Origin of the sequence: Spirosoma soli, from assembly GCF_042684525.1 — a bacterium.
Taxonomy (GTDB): domain Bacteria; phylum Bacteroidota; class Bacteroidia; order Cytophagales; family Spirosomataceae; genus Spirosoma; species Spirosoma soli.
On sequence record NZ_JBHULN010000001.1, the window covers coordinates 707,577 to 723,436 of the forward strand.

14 protein-coding genes are annotated in these 15,860 nt (G+C 50.0%); 10 read left to right on the top strand and 4 right to left on the bottom strand.

Annotated elements, in window-relative coordinates; translation table 11 throughout:
• Nucleotides 1-86 precede the first annotated feature (86 nt).
• Nucleotides 87-722 carry a histidine phosphatase family protein gene (locus ACFSUS_RS02890; protein WP_381518792.1) on the bottom strand — a complete coding sequence of 212 codons (636 nt, stop codon included), beginning with the start codon at nucleotides 720-722 and terminating at the stop codon, nucleotides 87-89.
• Nucleotides 723-793: 71 nt separating this feature from the next.
• Between ACFSUS_RS02890 and ACFSUS_RS02895 the strand changes: the two genes are divergently transcribed.
• Both ACFSUS_RS02895 and ACFSUS_RS02900 read left to right on the top strand, forming a co-directional pair.
• The gene (locus ACFSUS_RS02895) at nucleotides 794-1,213 is read left to right on the top strand and encodes a hotdog fold thioesterase (RefSeq protein ID WP_381518794.1); all 420 of its coding nucleotides are present in this window, start codon (nucleotides 794-796) and stop codon (nucleotides 1,211-1,213) included.
• Nucleotides 1,214-1,356: 143 nt separating this feature from the next.
• Nucleotides 1,357-1,707, top strand: a complete 351-nt coding sequence (locus tag ACFSUS_RS02900; RefSeq protein WP_381518798.1) for an SPW repeat domain-containing protein — start codon at nucleotides 1,357-1,359, stop codon at nucleotides 1,705-1,707.
• A gap of 751 nt (nucleotides 1,708-2,458) precedes the next feature.
• Here the strand turns inward: ACFSUS_RS02900 and ACFSUS_RS02905 are convergent.
• Nucleotides 2,459-2,875, bottom strand: a complete 417-nt coding sequence (locus tag ACFSUS_RS02905; RefSeq protein ID WP_381518800.1) for a response regulator — start codon at nucleotides 2,873-2,875, stop codon at nucleotides 2,459-2,461.
• 157 nt (nucleotides 2,876-3,032) lie between these two features.
• Nucleotides 3,033-5,720 carry a PAS domain S-box protein gene (locus tag ACFSUS_RS02910; RefSeq protein WP_381518803.1) on the bottom strand — a complete coding sequence of 896 codons (2,688 nt, stop codon included), beginning with the start codon at nucleotides 5,718-5,720 and terminating at the stop codon, nucleotides 3,033-3,035.
• 404 nt (nucleotides 5,721-6,124) lie between these two features.
• On the opposite strand from ACFSUS_RS02910, the gene ACFSUS_RS02915 reads away from it, so the two are divergent.
• The 8 genes from ACFSUS_RS02915 to ACFSUS_RS02950 all read left to right on the top strand — a co-directional run bounded on the left by ACFSUS_RS02915 (nucleotide 6,125) and on the right by ACFSUS_RS02950 (nucleotide 14,575).
• A complete protein-coding gene (locus ACFSUS_RS02915; RefSeq protein WP_381518806.1) occupies nucleotides 6,125-7,159 on the top strand; it encodes a hypothetical protein in 1,035 nt (344 codons plus the stop codon).
• Between the two features lie 77 nt (nucleotides 7,160-7,236).
• On the top strand, nucleotides 7,237-9,504 hold the full coding sequence (locus ACFSUS_RS02920) for an NADP-dependent malic enzyme (protein WP_381518809.1): 2,268 nt from the start codon (nucleotides 7,237-7,239) through the stop codon (nucleotides 9,502-9,504).
• 92 nt (nucleotides 9,505-9,596) lie between these two features.
• Entirely contained in the window at nucleotides 9,597-10,577 is a 981-nt protein-coding gene (trpS, locus tag ACFSUS_RS02925; RefSeq protein ID WP_381518812.1) for a tryptophan--tRNA ligase, read from the top strand.
• Between the two features lie 87 nt (nucleotides 10,578-10,664).
• Entirely contained in the window at nucleotides 10,665-11,594 is a 930-nt protein-coding gene (locus ACFSUS_RS02930) for a sugar phosphate isomerase/epimerase family protein (protein WP_381518815.1), read from the top strand.
• Between the two features lie 47 nt (nucleotides 11,595-11,641).
• Nucleotides 11,642-12,307 carry a Uma2 family endonuclease gene (locus tag ACFSUS_RS02935; RefSeq protein WP_381518819.1) on the top strand — a complete coding sequence of 222 codons (666 nt, stop codon included), beginning with the start codon at nucleotides 11,642-11,644 and terminating at the stop codon, nucleotides 12,305-12,307.
• The gene (locus ACFSUS_RS02940; RefSeq protein ID WP_381518822.1) at nucleotides 12,291-12,866 is read left to right on the top strand and encodes a phosphatase PAP2 family protein; all 576 of its coding nucleotides are present in this window, start codon (nucleotides 12,291-12,293) and stop codon (nucleotides 12,864-12,866) included. The genes ACFSUS_RS02935 and ACFSUS_RS02940 overlap by 17 nt, the downstream gene beginning before the upstream one ends.
• Nucleotides 12,867-12,976: 110 nt before the next feature.
• Nucleotides 12,977-13,918 carry a ribose-phosphate pyrophosphokinase gene (locus ACFSUS_RS02945; protein WP_381518825.1) on the top strand — a complete coding sequence of 314 codons (942 nt, stop codon included), beginning with the start codon at nucleotides 12,977-12,979 and terminating at the stop codon, nucleotides 13,916-13,918.
• Nucleotides 13,919-14,005: 87 nt separating this feature from the next.
• Nucleotides 14,006-14,575, top strand: coding sequence for a 50S ribosomal protein L25/general stress protein Ctc (locus tag ACFSUS_RS02950; RefSeq protein ID WP_381518828.1), 570 nt, complete (start codon nucleotides 14,006-14,008; stop codon nucleotides 14,573-14,575).
• A gap of 325 nt (nucleotides 14,576-14,900) precedes the next feature.
• Here ACFSUS_RS02950 and ACFSUS_RS02955 read toward each other — a convergent pair whose 3' ends face one another.
• Entirely contained in the window at nucleotides 14,901-15,566 is a 666-nt protein-coding gene (locus ACFSUS_RS02955) for a response regulator (protein WP_381518831.1), read from the bottom strand.
• Between the last annotated feature and the right edge of the window lie 294 nt (nucleotides 15,567-15,860).

Below are 15,860 nucleotides of genomic sequence, written 5' to 3' on the forward strand. Positions count from 1 at the left end.
ACCCATCGGAGTTGTCATCCATCCGTTATCAGTGGGCATTTAGCTGGATTATTGGTCAGTCTACCCCGCTAACTGGTAATGCGCCGTTAGGCCAGGGCCAGTGATAGCAGGTGGGAGGTATCGTTGGCTACTTCTATGGTGAAAGCCGCCGTGTCGTAATCGTATCGAAGTTTGTACAGACAGAGGTTGCTGTGCTCGAATTGATCCATCTGAGCCAGCGGCTGGTTGGTAAGCCAGCAAAGCAAAATTCGCATGGCGCGGCCGTGCATGGCCACGAGCACCGTTTGCTCATCGGGATGCGAGACAATTACATCAATGGCGGCCCGCTGTCGAGTAGCCACTTCTTCGGGACTTTCGCCACCGTCGGTAGGCAGGGCCGTATTACCCGAAGACCAGGCCTCGATCAGGGTACGGTAATATTCGTTGTCGAGATTACCCGGCACTTTCCCTTCCATAACGCCCCAACTAATCTCGTTGAGCCCCGTTAATTTTTCGTAGGGAATACCAAGTTCGATAAATAGTTCGGCCGTTTGATACGTGCGTTTCAGGCCGGAGATATAAATTTTGTCGAACGGCACGTGCTGATAAGCTTGAAAAAAAGCCATCGCCTGCGCCCGGCCCATATCGTTGAGGTCCGAATCAACACCACTGCCTTGCACTACGCCCCGCCGGTTGTAGTCTGTTTCGCCGTGGCGAATCAAATAGATTGTCTTTTGTGTCAAGTGTATTGCCTTGCCCTCTGGCAAATTTACCCCAAATTTGAAGCGCAAAATTACGTAAAAACGCGCGCATTATGAAAGCTGGCTTCGACCTTAGCAATCTTGATTTTGTTCATTCTGCTTCAATCGTCAACCATTTGGGCATTGAGTTCACCGAAGCGGGAGAAGGTTATTTGGTGGGCCGCATGCCCGTTGACCAACGTACGCACCAGCCGTTTGGCATCCTGCACGGTGGTGCATCAGTCGTTTTAGCCGAGTCGTTAGGTAGTGTTGCTTCGTTCATGGTGCTCGACGACCCAACGAAGCAGCGGGCTGTGGGTCTGGAAATCAACGCCAATCATATCCGTTCGGTACGTAGCGGTTGGGTATATGGCCGGTGCACCCCCATTCACCTGGGCCGCACAACGCACGTCTGGGACATTCGGATTACCGATGAGCAGGATAAGCTGGTCTGTGTAAGCCGGATTACTATTGCAATAATCAACGCAGGTTAGGGGTGCCACCAACACGAAACCTCAGCTAACAACCGCAAACAAAATATATTTCCTACTGTTTTAATAGACAAATAGCTGACTCGGTTTCTGAGTCAGCTATTTAATTATATACTCAACTAATCTTTCATGTTAACTCAACCGTTATGCGATTCATCCCAACAAAAGTTCATGGCATTCTAGATTATGTAAGCGGGGGCTTATTTCTGGCATCGCCCTGGTTGTTTGGCTTTGCCGATAAACCCGCAGCCAAATGGGTTCCACTAGCAGCCGGTGGTGCGGCCCTTTCGTCGTCGTTGTTTACCGACTATGAGCTAGGCGCTGTCCGGAAGATTCCAATGCCCGCTCACCTCGGCCTAGACGTGGCCGAAGGGGCTCTACTCGCGGCCTCGCCCTGGTTGTTTGGCTTTGCGAAGAAAGTGTACTTACCCCACGTAATTTTTGGTGCCTTTGCCCTTGGCGCAGGTTTGCTAACGCAGAAAACACCCAAAAAGTAGAGTAGCATCAAGTTAAGGTTTTCAAAGCCGTGGTATCAGCGTTAATCATGCACTGATACCACGGCTTTTTCGATGCCAGCCCTTTTCTGAACGGTTTTCTTTTATGTTTAGTCGTGTAAATATGTGCTTAGCTTAACGTGAACAATGGGGTAGTTTTCTAAGCTCAAACAAGCATTCTTTGTCATCCCGACGAAAGGAGGGATCTTCTGTCGCCGGACGGAATGGTAGCCTCACCGGAAGATCCCTCCTTTCGTCGGGATGACAAAAGATATCTTCGCAATAAATTGACTACTAAAGTTTTAGATCGTTCGCTATCCATTATTCACGTTGGCTTAGGAAAGAATAGTGAACCTCGCCCTGCCACGAGCAAGTAAACACTGAAGGTAGTGCCCTGGTCAGGTGGCTACGAGCCGTAATAGCTCCGCCGTGCTTAGGTGCTTAGCTACTACGTTGGCGCATATGGCCAGACCAAGGCCCGCACTGCTATCCGGCGCTTCTGGCCGTTGGTTAAGATGGGGTAGTCCCGGTCACTATCAATAACCAGCGCCTAAAGAGCATGATTCGCGGTGGAACTGGGTTGAAGTATGTTTGAACTAGCCGCTTGTGAGGAGTTGGGCTTAGCATTGCTTTTTATAGGTCAAAGAGCTCGGGAACTACGGACGAACTCCAGCACGACCGTACCGACTTACAAAAAGCGTTATCTGTTGCCTACTGTTTGCCCGATTCGCTTGGAGAATCAAGATTAAGAGATTTAACGTAGATGCTCAATGGCTGATAAACGCTGCCAACACGTACTTACCGAAGCTAAAACCTCCTGTAAGGAAGAAAAGTCAGTTGGCTTGGTTAAGAATCCCTCTGCGCCTAAAGCCAGGCACCGGTCTTTATCCACCTGATGATCCGAGGTTGTTAACACCACCACATCTATGCTAGCCCAGTGGGAATGATTTTTCAGGGCGACTAAAGTGTCAAAGCCGTTGAGTACAGGCATGTTCAGATCTAGCAAAATCAAGGTGGGTAGCGGCAAGCCAGGATGCATCCGTAGAAAGGCAATCAGCTCCTGACCATCATGGAAGGTCTTAAGTTCACAGTCCGCTCGGGGGTTAAGTGCTATTTGAGCCAGGTAACAATCGTCCTCATCATCATCGACTAAGTAAACGATATGCTTCATAGTTGTACAAAAAACGTTACGGTTATTCTGGCAAATATACCAAATTAATCGACTAACTATTCGTACTCCTAAGCCTCAATTGCGTTACTAATTACTGTTTGTGATGATAAAAAGTACAACTCGATTAAAGAGCGTGGACGAAAAGCTAACATTACGATCACCGGTATTGACTCGCTGGTATTCGTACATAAAAGGTAGCTCCCTGACCCGGCATCCCCTCCGCCCAGACACGCCCCCCATGGTTGAGTACTACCTTTCTGACCAAGGCCAAACCTACGCCTGTACCTTCGTACTGGCTTTTACCATGTAATCGTTGAAACATGCCAAATAGCTTATCCGCCTGATGCGGATCAAAACCGATGCCCTGATCGCTGACGGCAATCTGGTAAAACAACCGGTTAGTGAGTGGTTCTGAAAGGATTTCATTGCCCCTGACCTGCTGGCAGGTAATACGAATGTGGGGCGGCTGGTCCGTAGCAGTAAATTTCAGCGCATTGGCCAGTAGGTTATAAAACAACTGATGCATCTGGTAAGCCGATGCCTCCAGCGTTGGCAGCGACGAAACCTCCAACTGGGCCTTGGTCTCTCCAATCACCAATTCCAGATCGTCAAGTACTGCCCGCAGCACCTGATTAAGATCAACCACCTCAAAGTGCTCGGGCTGGCTCAAGCTGGCATAGCGTAGCACATCCCGCAAGGCCTCATTCATCCGGTTAGCCGACTGAATTACGCGCTCCAGGTGATGGCGGGAAGTATCGCTTAGCTGCTCACCACTCTCCGACCTGATGAGCTGGCTAAAGATTTGAATCTTGCGGATGGGCTCCTTGAGATCGTGGTGAGACACATAGGTAAACTCTTCCAGCTCACGCGTTTTAGCTTCCAAAGCCCCGGTGCGCTCGCGAACTTTCTGCTCAAGTAACTCTTCGGCTTGTTTGTGGGCATCAATGTCGGTGTTGGTGCCCACCCATTGCAGCACCCGCCCGGCATGGTCCTTAACCGGATAAACCCTGGTCAGAAACCAGCGGTACTGGCCGTGCCGGTCTCGCAGGGGAAACGTCAGCTCCCAGGGCTGATTTCCGCGCCAGGCCTCCTGTACAAACTCCACCACCCGATCCAGGTGCTCCGGATGATGCACGGCTTGCCAGCCCCAGCCCTGCATTTGCTCAATAGTAGTGCCGGTGTAAGCATACCACCGGTCATTGTACCAGTGTATCCAGCCATCAGCCCCTGCAATCCAGGCCAGCTGATCAATTGAACTGGCCAACGTCCGAAAGCGCTCTTCGCTTTGAATTAGTGTAACTTCTGACTCCTTGCGCCGGGTAATGTCCTGCATGGAACCCAGCATGCGGTACGGCTTACCCGACTGATCATAAAGGGTATAGCTCCGGTCATGGACAATGGCATAGGAGCCATCCTGACGGCGGAACCGGTACTCGGCGGACCAGTGCTTGCCGCCCTGGTCGATTACCTGATGAATGCCTCCCACAACTCGCTCAACATCATCGGGATGCACTCGGCCAGACCACGAAATACTGGTCGGTTCAATGGCTTGGTTCTGGTAGCCAAAGAGTTCGTTAAAGCCTTCATTCCACCAGATCTCGTCGGTCAGCAGGTTCCAGTCCCAGATGGCATCCTGAGTAGCTTTACTCAACAGATCGAAGCGCTGTTGGCTGAGCAATAACGCCTGCTCAGCCTCCTTTTCGGGCGTGATGTCCAGCACAAACTCGACGTATTCGTCTTCATAAAGGCGCTTACCGGCAAACAGCCCCCACCAACGAGAGCCATCGGGGCGGATGTACTGCTTCTGATACGGCGTGTTCTCACCTCTAGTGCGATACTCCTGCTGAGCAATCTGGGTGACGGGCATAAACTCCGGTGGTGTCAGTTCGTCCCAGCGCACACGTCCCCTCACAAAATCGTCCTTAGCGTAGCCACTCATGCGCTGAAAGGCTTCATTAGCATCGGTGATATCACCGCCTAAGCTAAAGTAGATAACCCCAACGGTTTGGATGGACAAAACTTGTTGCAACCGTTGTTCCGACAGTCGCAAGACTTCCTCTGCCTGTTTACGTTGGGTGACATCCCGAAAAAAAACCGACAACCCACCCTGACTGCCCGGATAAATAAGGACATCAATCCAGGCCTCCAGCAACAGCGATATTGTCTCATAGTGAATGGGCTTTCCTTCCTTGACCGCCTGATAGTGCTTATGGTACGATTCGCTGCCGACCGCATCAGGGAACTCAGTCCAGTAGTGACGGCCGATGAGCGAATCGCGGTCACGTCCCCAAAGCCGGGCCGCTCGTTGGTTGACGTAGGTGAAACGGAAATCTTCATCCAGCGCGTAAAAGGCATCGGTGGTGCTTTCCAGGATGTCGACTGTCTGCTTCTGTGACTGCAGCAGGGAGTCTTCGGTCTGTTTCTGGGTCGTTAGGTCACGCATCACCTTGACCAGGCCGATGTTGGTTCCATTCTTATCCTTCAAAGGTCGGACCATGCCCGATGCCCAAAAGCGGGAACCGTCCTGCCGTAGGTGCCAACGTTCGTCTTCCGCCTTACCTTCGTTGAGGGCTTTTTGTTGTTCCTGCCCCGGAGCTCCGGCAAGCCGGTCTTCGGGCGTGAAGATGCTATCCGCTAATTGATTAATAATCTGCTCCTCAGTATACCCCAGTATGGCCTGCGCCCCGGCGTTCCAGCTAGTCACCCGGCGCTCCAGATCCGTAGTAAAGATCGCAAAGTCCTTGATGCTTTCACTAATCATCGTCCAAAGGTCATGGGCTTCCCAGGCACCAGGCTGCGATAAATTCGAGGGGGTTGATTGGTGTTGGCTACAATTACTATCCATCGTTGTTTTTGCAAGCCATTACCGTCAGGATGGCATTCATCTTAGACCACTGGCTCAGCATTACTTAGTGTAGCTCTATACACTAACGTTTTCAAACTAACTACATATTAATCCTATGGACTTACCTTTTTTATAAATTGTTTTATGAACACGAAAGAATTACGTACGCGGTTGAGGAGATTAATACCTTAATGTCTGGATGCTGAAGGATCGTTGCGCATGTTGTTCGACACGGGTTAGTGCCAGCATTTTCCCGACGTAAATCCTCAATTACCCTGATTTCTTGGTGATTTCTCAGCTGATTTCACCATTCTAGGGTAAGCCAGACCATCCGTCATTATTCCTTGCATCAACCACCTCAATACCCCTAAACTTGTTTAAAACAAGTCCAATCGCTCACGGCAATGACACCGGTAAGCCAACAGGAAATGCAATTTAAGGTCCGATCCAGCCCTCTGCTTATCTGGGGCGCTACATCACTGCTGCTGTTCGTAGCATTGGTCTTCATTCCATTTATGATTGCTACGAATGGCCAAACGTATCCTGATCTCGATACATTACTAATTTTCTATTCAGGTACATGGCTAATCTGGATTCTGATGGTCAGAGACCTGGGACGGCAAACAACTTCAGTGTGGTTGCATGATTACACATTCACGATCAAGAAATTATGGCAACCGCCCAAACAGTTCGGCTACGACACCATTACCGGTTGGAATGAACGCCCAAACCCAGACCGGGGTAAACCATCTATGGCTTTGACGTTTTACCTTAAAAATGACGTCTTCGTCATCAAATCGAACGAGTTTGCGGACTATGGAATACTAAAAGCCCGTCTTAGTCAATACGCTGAGCCCGTCCTTTATCAGAAGGTAATGACGCTGCGCGAACGGAACCGACTGCGTTGGCTCATCGGGGGACAGGCTCTGTTAATCAGCGCAAATATTGCGTTTGGGTACCTTGCTCACACGTCTGCCGATAAAGAGCCCGCGCCATTAGCGGCCGTAACCGACGTAGTCGACCGCGTTACGGAAGATCGTTACAAAGGCCGTTTGAAAGGGATTGATATTCGGTTACGTACTTATCCAGGTCACGCATTCTACGTAGGTCGCAAATCGTACGATGTGAGTTTAGAAAATGTACAATCAGCGATCAGGCCCCGGCAGTCCATTACGCTGTCAATCCGTGAAAGCGACTACCGCAGAAAGATTGCCCAAACGAAGCCGCTTACGTTCGGGGATAAATTCAGCGACTACAAACGAATCTTCGTCTTTGGCATTAGACAGGGCAATTCTGTGCGGCTTCAAACGACTAAACCGGTTTATGAGCCGACCCATACCAGCCCATTTCTGCGTACATTTTTTTCGTGCATACTGCTCTTAATTTGCTGGGCGGGTTGGGTCTATGCGGACCAGCATAAGGTACTTAGAGGAGATTGATACCTTACCCCGCTAACTTTTTTTCTTACCTTCGCCCTCCTAAAGCATATAGCAAGATTCATCAGCAACCAATCACTATGCAGCAAAAGATCCGGCGCGAAGATGCCCTTGATTACCACGCCAAGGGGCGTCCGGGTAAGCTTGAAGTTATCCCGACTAAAGAATACAGTACCCAGCGTGACCTCTCCTTAGCCTACTCACCAGGTGTGGCTGAGCCCTGCCTGGCTATCGAAGCCAACCCCGACGACGCGTATAAATACACCGCCAAAGGCAATTTAGTAGCTGTTATCAGCAACGGTACGGCCGTACTGGGCCTGGGTGATATTGGCGCTTCGGCCAGTAAGCCCGTTATGGAAGGGAAAGGACTTTTATTTAAAATATACGCCGATATTGACGTCTTCGACATTGAGCTGAATACGAAAGATGTCGACGAATTTGCCCGGACGGTCAAGATTCTGGAGCCAACGTTCGGCGGGGTTAACCTCGAAGACATAAAAGCACCTGAGTGTTTTGAAATTGAAGAACGGCTCAAGCGTGATCTGAACATTCCGATCATGCATGACGACCAGCACGGTACTGCCATTGTTAGTGGAGCCGCTCTACTAAATGCACTCGAACTGGTTAACAAACGTATCGAAACAGCGCAATTTGTGTTCCTCGGCGCCGGAGCAGCCGCCATCTCGTGTGCTCGTCAGTACGTTGCCCTCGGCGCTAAGACGGAAAATATTGTCATGTTCGACGTGAATGGACCGCTCCGCGCCGATCGTACTGATCTTAACGAAATCATGCGTGTCTTCGCCACCAGCCGCGACATCAACTCACTAGCCGATGCCTTTGCCGGTGCCGACGTGTTTGTTGGTCTGTCGAAGGGCAACATTGTGAATCAGGAACTCATTCGCTCGATGGCTAAAGACGCCATCGTGTTCGCCATGGCCAACCCCAACCCTGAAATTAGCTATGAAGATGCGATGGCCTGCCGACCCGACATTATTATGGCGACCGGACGTTCTGACTACCCGAATCAGGTAAACAATGTACTGGGGTTTCCATACATTTTCCGGGGAGCACTCGATGTGCGGGCCACCGAAATCAACGAAGCGATGAAGTTAGCCGCTACCTACGCGCTGGCTGATTTAGCGAAAAAATCCGTACCTGATATCGTCAATCTGGCTTATGGTCAGGATAATATGATCTTCGGCCGAACTTATATTTTACCCAAACCAGTCGACCCGCGTTTGCTAGCGACTGTTGCGCCAGCCGTAGCCAAAGCTGCTATGGAATCAGGAGTGGCCCGGCAACCGATTGCCGATTGGGACGTCTACGAGCAGCAACTGGCCCGGCGACTAGGTCACGACAACCAGATTTCCAGAGTAATTCTGACCAAAGCCAAGACGAATCCAAAACGGGTAGTCTTTGCTGATGCCGAAAATCTGAAGGTGCTGAAAGCCGCTCAGCAAGTTCGGGACGATGGCATAGCTTACCCTATTCTCCTGGGCGAAACGTCAAAAATTCAGCACATCATTAAGGAAAGCGGTCTTGATTTAGGGCAAATTCCAATCATCGACCCACGAGCCCCCGAGCAAAGTGAATTGATCCAACGCTTTGCCGACATTTACTTCAACAAGCGAAAACGCAAGGGTGTTAATGCCACCGAAGCCCGGAAACTGATGTATTATCGCAACTATTTTGGGGCGATGATGGTCGAGACGGGCGAAGCCGACGCGCTTATTTCAGGTCTGACACGTAGCTATCCCGATACGATCCGGCCAGCCCTTCAGGTAATTGGTAAGGAGCCGGGCGTTCAGAAAGTGGCCGGGATGTACATTTTGCTCACCAAACGGGGACCGCTCTTTTTCTCGGACACAACGGTTAACTTCAACCCAACTGCCGATGAAATTGTGGAGATCACCGAAATGACAGCTCGCACCGTTGAGCGTTTCAATGTCAAGCCGCGCATTGCGTTAGTAACGTATTCTAACTTTGGTAGTGCCAAAGGTGAAGACGCTGAGAAGATGAACCGCGCCGTCGAGATCCTACAAAAGAGGAATCCGGACCTGATCGTTGATGGCGAAATTCAGGCTCACTTAGCCTTTAACACGGAGTTGCTGGAGCAGAATCATCCGTTTAGCAAACTAGTTGGCGAGGGAGCGAACACACTTATCTTCCCAAACCTATCGGCCGCCAACATCGCTTACAACCTCATGAGCGAAGCCGCTGGTTTCGACGCTATTGGCCCAATTTTGCTCGGCATTCGCAAACCAGTGTATGTTTTACAGTTAGGTTCGTCAGAACGCGAAATTGTCAATATGGTAGCCATTGCCGTCGTAGAAGCACAAGGTAAATAAGTTTTACAGTTGGAGAGTCGTAAAGTTGTAGAGTTAGTGGCGCGTCGAACAACTGTACAATTTTATGACTCGACAACTTTACAACTATAAAAATGTCACGCATATTAACCGGAATTCAAAGCAGCGGGCGACCGCACTTAGGCAACATTTTAGGGGCTATTAAGCCCGCCATTGACTTATCGAAGCAGCCCGATAATGAGTCATTCCTTTTCATTGCCGATCTCCACTCGCTAGTCTCGATCAAAGACGGCCCAACACGGCGGGAGTTCACCCGGGCGGTGGCCGCTACGTGGCTGGCGTTTGGCCTGGACACCCAAAAGAACACATTCTGGCGACAATCGCGGGTAGCCGAGCATACGGAGTTGGCCTGGCACTTGGAGTGCTTCACGCCGATGCCCATGCTTAACAACGCTACCTCGTTTAAAGAAAAGTCGGATCGCTCGAGTGGACCGGTCAACACGGGCTTGTTCGTTTATCCGGTCTTGCAGGCGGCTGATATTCTGCTTTACGACGCCGAAATTATTCCGGTTGGTAAAGACCAGCGGCAGCATATCGAGATGACCCGCGATATTGCCAGCGCGTTCAACCGGCAGTATGACGAGGAAGTCTTTGTATTGCCTGAAGCGCAGATAGACGATCGCCTGATGACCATTCCGGGTATTGATGGGCAAAAGATGAGCAAGTCGTATAACAACTACATCGACATTTTTCAGCCAGAAAACGAGTTGTGGAAAGTTATCAAGAAAGTTAAGTCTGATTCTACTCCGCTGGAAGAGCCCAAAAATCCCGATACAGACATTACGTTCCAACTGTATTCGTTGCTGGCCTCCGACGAGCAGGTCGCTGAAATGCGTAAGCTTTACGAGGGTGGCAATTACGGTTACGGAACAGCGAAGAAAGCCTTGTACGAATTGATTCTCAGCCGATTTGCTACCGAACGCGAGCGTTTCAACTATTACATGATCGAAAATCCGGATGCGCTGGAAGCGGAACTTCAGGCGGGCGAAGAGAAAGCTCGGGCTGTGGCGAGCACAACGATTCGGCGGGTACGCGATAAATTGGGATTTAATTAGCTTTTTCCGACAGGATTTACAGAATGGACAAGATTAGTGAGCGAAGAACCGGCCCATCCTGTAAATCCTGTTAAAACCTTTTCACCTATGCTTAACCTGGGCTTTGTATCGGCCATCCTGGCTGATTATGACTTAAACGGCGTTCTTAACTTCGCATCCGAACATAAGTTCAAATGCGTTGAGCTGATGTGTTGGCCGACCAGCAATGCCGGAACGCCGGGCCGCGACACCCGTCGCTACGCGGGTGTGACTCACATTGACGTCGATAACCTGAATGTAGAGCAAGTTCAGTCGTTAACCGCTCAGTATGGTGTTTCAATTTCCGGTTTAGGCTACTACCCCAACCCACTCGACCCAAACCCGGAACAAGCGGAGTTCTATCGGGAACATATCAAAAAGATCATCCGGGCCGCGGCCACACTAGGTGTTCCAGTCGTTAATACGTTCATTGGTCGCCATCCATCGCTGAACATAGACGACAACCTGAAACTATACGCCGAACATTGGCCCGCCATTGTGAAAGTGGCGGAAGAGTGTAACGTTAAGATTGGTATCGAAAACTGCCCGATGTGGTTTACCAACGACGAGTGGCCGGGGGGCAAGAACCTGGCGACCACACCGGCCATTTGGGACCGTATGTTCGAGATTATTCCGTCGCGGGCGCTGGGGTTAAACTACGACCCGAGCCACCTGATCTTTCAGATGATGGACGAAGTGAAACCCATTTATGATTACCGCGACCGGCTTCACCACATTCATCTGAAAGACGTTAAGTTATACCGCGACAAGCTGAACCGGGTCGGTATTATGGCGAATCCGCTGGAGTACCACTCCCCTAAGCTCCCTGGTTTGGGTGACGTTCGCTGGCGTGATTTCTTCGCGGCTTTAACGGATGTTCGCTACCGGGGCCCGATCTGCATTGAGGTGGAAGATAAAGCGTATGAAGGCAGCCCCGAAGACGTACAGACGGCGATTCTGACCGCCCGAAACTACCTAAGCCAGTTTCTGGTTTTGTAGCGTTTTCAGTCCCTTGTTTTGTATATTGGAGAAAAATTTATACGGTCATGGTTGACACGACATCGCTTGCTGAACAATTGAAAGAGCGGCTTAAAAACGAGCCGATTGTGTTCATTGACGCATCGCTTGATGAGTACTGGTCTGTGCTGGATGAACTGGGAGAAGAACCGTTTCCGCTGGAGTACGACATTGAGTATATAAACGGTCAGATACGAGCACAAATTGGTATGGCAAGCGACAGGCACGAAACAATAGTTCTGAATATCGGAGGAATTCTACGGACAGCCTTTTATGACACTCCCAACATCCGTGTCATGGGCAGCAACAAACTGGTATATGTCCCGGTCTGTGAATTGGCCGTAAAGCCCGATGTGCTGGTCATGAACGCAGCCAGCCAGTTGTTTCCCCGTAAAGGTCAGGAGTCTGGTATCATTAATCCGTATATGGTCGTTGAAGTTCATTCTGACTCGACGTATCACGAAGATATGCACGTCAAGCTCCGCTGTTACAAGCAACTCGAATCCGTACAGTACATCATTTACATTGAGCAGGGTGTTCCTTTTGTTTCCATTTACACCAAACAACAGGACAGTCGCCACTGGCTTAACGAAGACTATGACCAGTTAGACATGGTGGTGCAACTTGACGGCATCGAGTTACCCATGAAGGATATTTACCACAAAGTAGCCCTGACGAGTGCGCGAAACGCTTAACCAACTCGATACCGACCTTTTTTTGTGGCTGAACAGCCATTACGCCCCCTGGCTCGACCCAATCATGGTTTTTGCTACGGAGCGAAATACCTGGTTTCCATTCTATGCCCTGCTCATTGGTTGGTTGGTCTACCGCTATCATAAACAGGCAATATGGTTTATACTAACGTTGGTTGCTGCCGTTGCCATTAGTGATCAGACAGCCTCGGCCCTACTCAAACCGTTGACATTACGTTTACGGCCCTGCCATGTTCCGGCCTTGCAAAAACTCATTCATCCGGTACTCGAATGCGGTGGACAATACGGTTTTGCCTCCTCTCATGCCGCCAATACGTTCGCCCTGGCCACGGGAGTTTGGCTCCTGACGGGTCAGCAGTATCCGTGGACGAAGTGGCTGTTTCTGTGGGCGTTTGTCGTCTCGTACAGCCGAATTTACGTGGCGGCTCATTATCCACTGGATGTTTTAGCAGGGGCAGGCATTGGGGTACTGGCGGCTGCGCTATGCGTTTCGGGGTTTCATTACCTACAAGCACGCCGTAAAACCAGCAGAACGCGATGATTGCAGTAGTCAAAAGGCGCTGGCCACCGTTACATCATCTAAGAAAATGAAAACAACTCAAGCCCAAATGCCTTTTTTTCGTACCTTTGCGGGAAATTTATCCGCCACCGATGGCTTCGTTTAATCCAGTCAAGATTTTTTCGGGTAGTCAGTCCACCTATTTAGCTGAAAAAATTGCGCACTACTACGGCAAAGACTTAGGAGGTTACACCTGCCGACGGTTCAGTGATGGCGAAATGTCGCCTAGCTTCGAAGAATCGATTCGTGGCTGCGACGTATTTCTGATTCAGTCAACACCCCCACCAGGTGATAACCTGATGGAACTGCTGCTGATGGTGGATGCCGCCCGGCGGGCTTCGGCTCACTACGTTACGGTTGTTATTCCGTATTTTGGGTACGCCCGGCAGGATCGTAAGGATAAACCTCGGGTGGCTATTGCCGCTAAACTGGTAGCCAATATGCTGGCGGCTTCGGGCGCAGATCGGTTAATGACAATTGATTTGCACGCTGGTCAAATTCAGGGCTTTTTCGACTTCCCGGTGGATCATCTGGAAGGCACTTCGGTCTTTGTACCGTACATCAAAAGCCTGAACCTGGAGAATCTGGTGATTGCTTCGCCAGACGTGGGTGGTGCCAACCGCGCCCGCACGTTTGCCAAGCATTTCAACGCCGACATTGTGCTGTGCGACAAACACCGCAAACGGGCCAATGAGATCGCGTCGATGCAAGTGATTGGTGATGTGGAAGGCGCTAACGTAGTACTTGTTGATGACTTGATCGACACGGGTGGTACCATGGCGAAAGCCGCTCAGATCATTCTGGAAAAAGGAGCGTTGTCGGTTCGGGCGGTGTGTACGCACCCCGTCATGTCGGGCAAGGCGCACGATAACATTGCTAACTCGGTATTAGAAGAGTTAGTGGTGGCGGATACGTTGCCTATGCAGCAGCCGAATCCAAAAATTAGAGTGTTGTCGGTAGCGGAGCTATTTGCCAAAGCCATCGGCCGCATTCGTGACCATGAATCTATTAGTTCATTATTTATACGTTACTAAAGAGCGAAAGAGTGAGAGAGTGAGAGCGAATAAATCGTTTTAACACTCTTTCGCTCGTTCGCCTTTCACTCTTTAAAGTTTACAAACATGAAAAAAATCGAGATTGTAGGGTATCAACGAGCGAATCTCGGCCGCGCGGAATCACAGGCGATTCGGGCCGAGGGTAATGTTCCGTGCGTATTGTATGGCGGTCAGGAGCAGGTTCATTTCTATGCACCCGCTATCCTGTTCCGCGAATTGCTTTATTCGCCCAATATTTATGAAGTAGCCTTGAACATTGAGGGCACCGAATACCGGGCGATTCTTCAGGAAGCACAATTTCACCCAGTGAGTGACATCCTTCTCCATGCTGACTTCCTGCAGGTAACGGACGGTAAGGCCGTTAAAATTGCAGTTCCAGTTCGTCTGGTGGGTACGGCTCCGGGTGTACAAAAGGGCGGTAAACTGGTAACGCGCGTTCGGAAACTGCGCGTGAAAGGTACCGTTGAAAATATCCCTGATTTTATTGACGTCGACGTATCAGGTCTTGACCTGGGTAAGTCGGTTCGGGTTAGCCAGATTCCGGTAAAAGGTATCGAAATGCTCGAACAAGCGTCAAACCCAGTAGCTAGCATCGAAATCCCACGTGCACTGCGTGGTACGGTTTCGGCCAAGTAAGTAACGCGGCTGCAAAGTCGCATTTTTGTCAAACTAATAGATACAAAAAACCTCGCCGATGTTTCGGCGAGGTTTTTTGTTTGTAAAGCCCTTTTAGGAAAGCGTCAAAAAGTGCAGGGCAATCGTTTGCCCTCAAGGTATAGAGCCAGGTTACATTGCCACATAGTGTTATGGCCCCCACTTTTTGATGCTCATCCATTAGGTCTCTATTACGTCATAGGACCCAGAGTTATCTCATTCTTTACTTAGTTGAGTAGCTTATCTGAAACATTCCGTACACAGGTTGATGGTTCGGCACAGCGGGTCAGCCAGTAGTTACTTCTCACTACTGGGTATCGAAGTACTTTCGCTTAAACTGGCTAACCAATCCCTGGCTTTGGTTGATCCGGGCCTGAATTGCCTGGCTCAACAGAACACTGGCGCTTACGCGGTTCGTTACTCGTTGTTTCAACAAGTATAATTTCATACTAAATTGATTCAATAGGACTTGGTTGTACATTGGATCGATCGATAGTGCGGGCAGCTGGGTTTCCGGAATTGGTCTTTTCAACCTGGAATAAGGCCCATCCGTTGGAGCAGTATCAACGAAATCTAACTGCCAATCCAGTACCAGCTGCTCCACTAAATTCATTAGTTGGCCATAATTTGAGGGCTTGGTCAGAAAACCAGTAGCGCCTAGTTCGAAGGCTCTTATATGATCTGCCGGCTCGGCAGAGGTTGAGAAAACTATGACGGGAAGCTGTCGCCAGCCCTCCACTTGTCGTAACTGCTGAAGGGTATCAAACCCATTCTGATAAGGCATGTTAATGTCCATCAAAATCAGCCTGGGCAGGGTAGACGCTTGCTCAAGAGCTGGCACCAGCTCCTGCCCATCAGTCAACAGTCTGATAGGGGTTGCATGTTTTAGAAAGGCAGATTGGATCAGAAGCTGATCGTCCTGATCATCATCCACCAGCCAGACCCTGGGGTCGGCTGTAGGTTGATTGTTCATCCAATAGGAATATTACTAATGGCAGACAAGGGACACAGCCCTTGGAGAAGCAGAGAACCGACTGGTTACGGAATAAAATGAGCCAGGCTGAGATGTCAAGAAGGCGGTCACGAGGAGTCTACACTGCGGACTTAGCTGCTAAGGCAAGCAAGAAGATCGTCGTACGCGGCAAGAATAATTCTTATTCTGTCAGCAAACAAGTTGGTCGTTGCTTTCATTATTGTAGGGCTACCAAAATTACTTTACTCCCTAAATAAGGGTTGCTTTACTGTTTCGTATCACTCCTGCGGCCCG

Coding starts and splice junctions, on each gene's coding strand:
- ACFSUS_RS02915 (WP_381518806.1), top strand. CDS start 6,125: ATGACACCGGTAAGCCAACAGGAAATGCAATTTAAGGTCCGATCCAGC.
- ACFSUS_RS02935 (WP_381518819.1), top strand. CDS start 11,642: ATGGTTGACACGACATCGCTTGCTGAACAATTGAAAGAGCGGCTTAAA.
- ACFSUS_RS02895 (WP_381518794.1), top strand. CDS start 794: ATGAAAGCTGGCTTCGACCTTAGCAATCTTGATTTTGTTCATTCTGCT.
- trpS (WP_381518812.1), top strand. CDS start 9,597: ATGTCACGCATATTAACCGGAATTCAAAGCAGCGGGCGACCGCACTTA.
- ACFSUS_RS02955 (WP_381518831.1), bottom strand. CDS start 15,566: ATGAACAATCAACCTACAGCCGACCCCAGGGTCTGGCTGGTGGATGAT.
- ACFSUS_RS02950 (WP_381518828.1), top strand. CDS start 14,006: ATGAAAAAAATCGAGATTGTAGGGTATCAACGAGCGAATCTCGGCCGC.
- ACFSUS_RS02910 (WP_381518803.1), bottom strand. CDS start 5,720: ATGGATAGTAATTGTAGCCAACACCAATCAACCCCCTCGAATTTATCG.
- ACFSUS_RS02920 (WP_381518809.1), top strand. CDS start 7,237: ATGCAGCAAAAGATCCGGCGCGAAGATGCCCTTGATTACCACGCCAAG.
- ACFSUS_RS02945 (WP_381518825.1), top strand. CDS start 12,977: ATGGCTTCGTTTAATCCAGTCAAGATTTTTTCGGGTAGTCAGTCCACC.
- ACFSUS_RS02905 (WP_381518800.1), bottom strand. CDS start 2,875: ATGAAGCATATCGTTTACTTAGTCGATGATGATGAGGACGATTGTTAC.
- ACFSUS_RS02900 (WP_381518798.1), top strand. CDS start 1,357: ATGCGATTCATCCCAACAAAAGTTCATGGCATTCTAGATTATGTAAGC.
- ACFSUS_RS02930 (WP_381518815.1), top strand. CDS start 10,665: ATGCTTAACCTGGGCTTTGTATCGGCCATCCTGGCTGATTATGACTTA.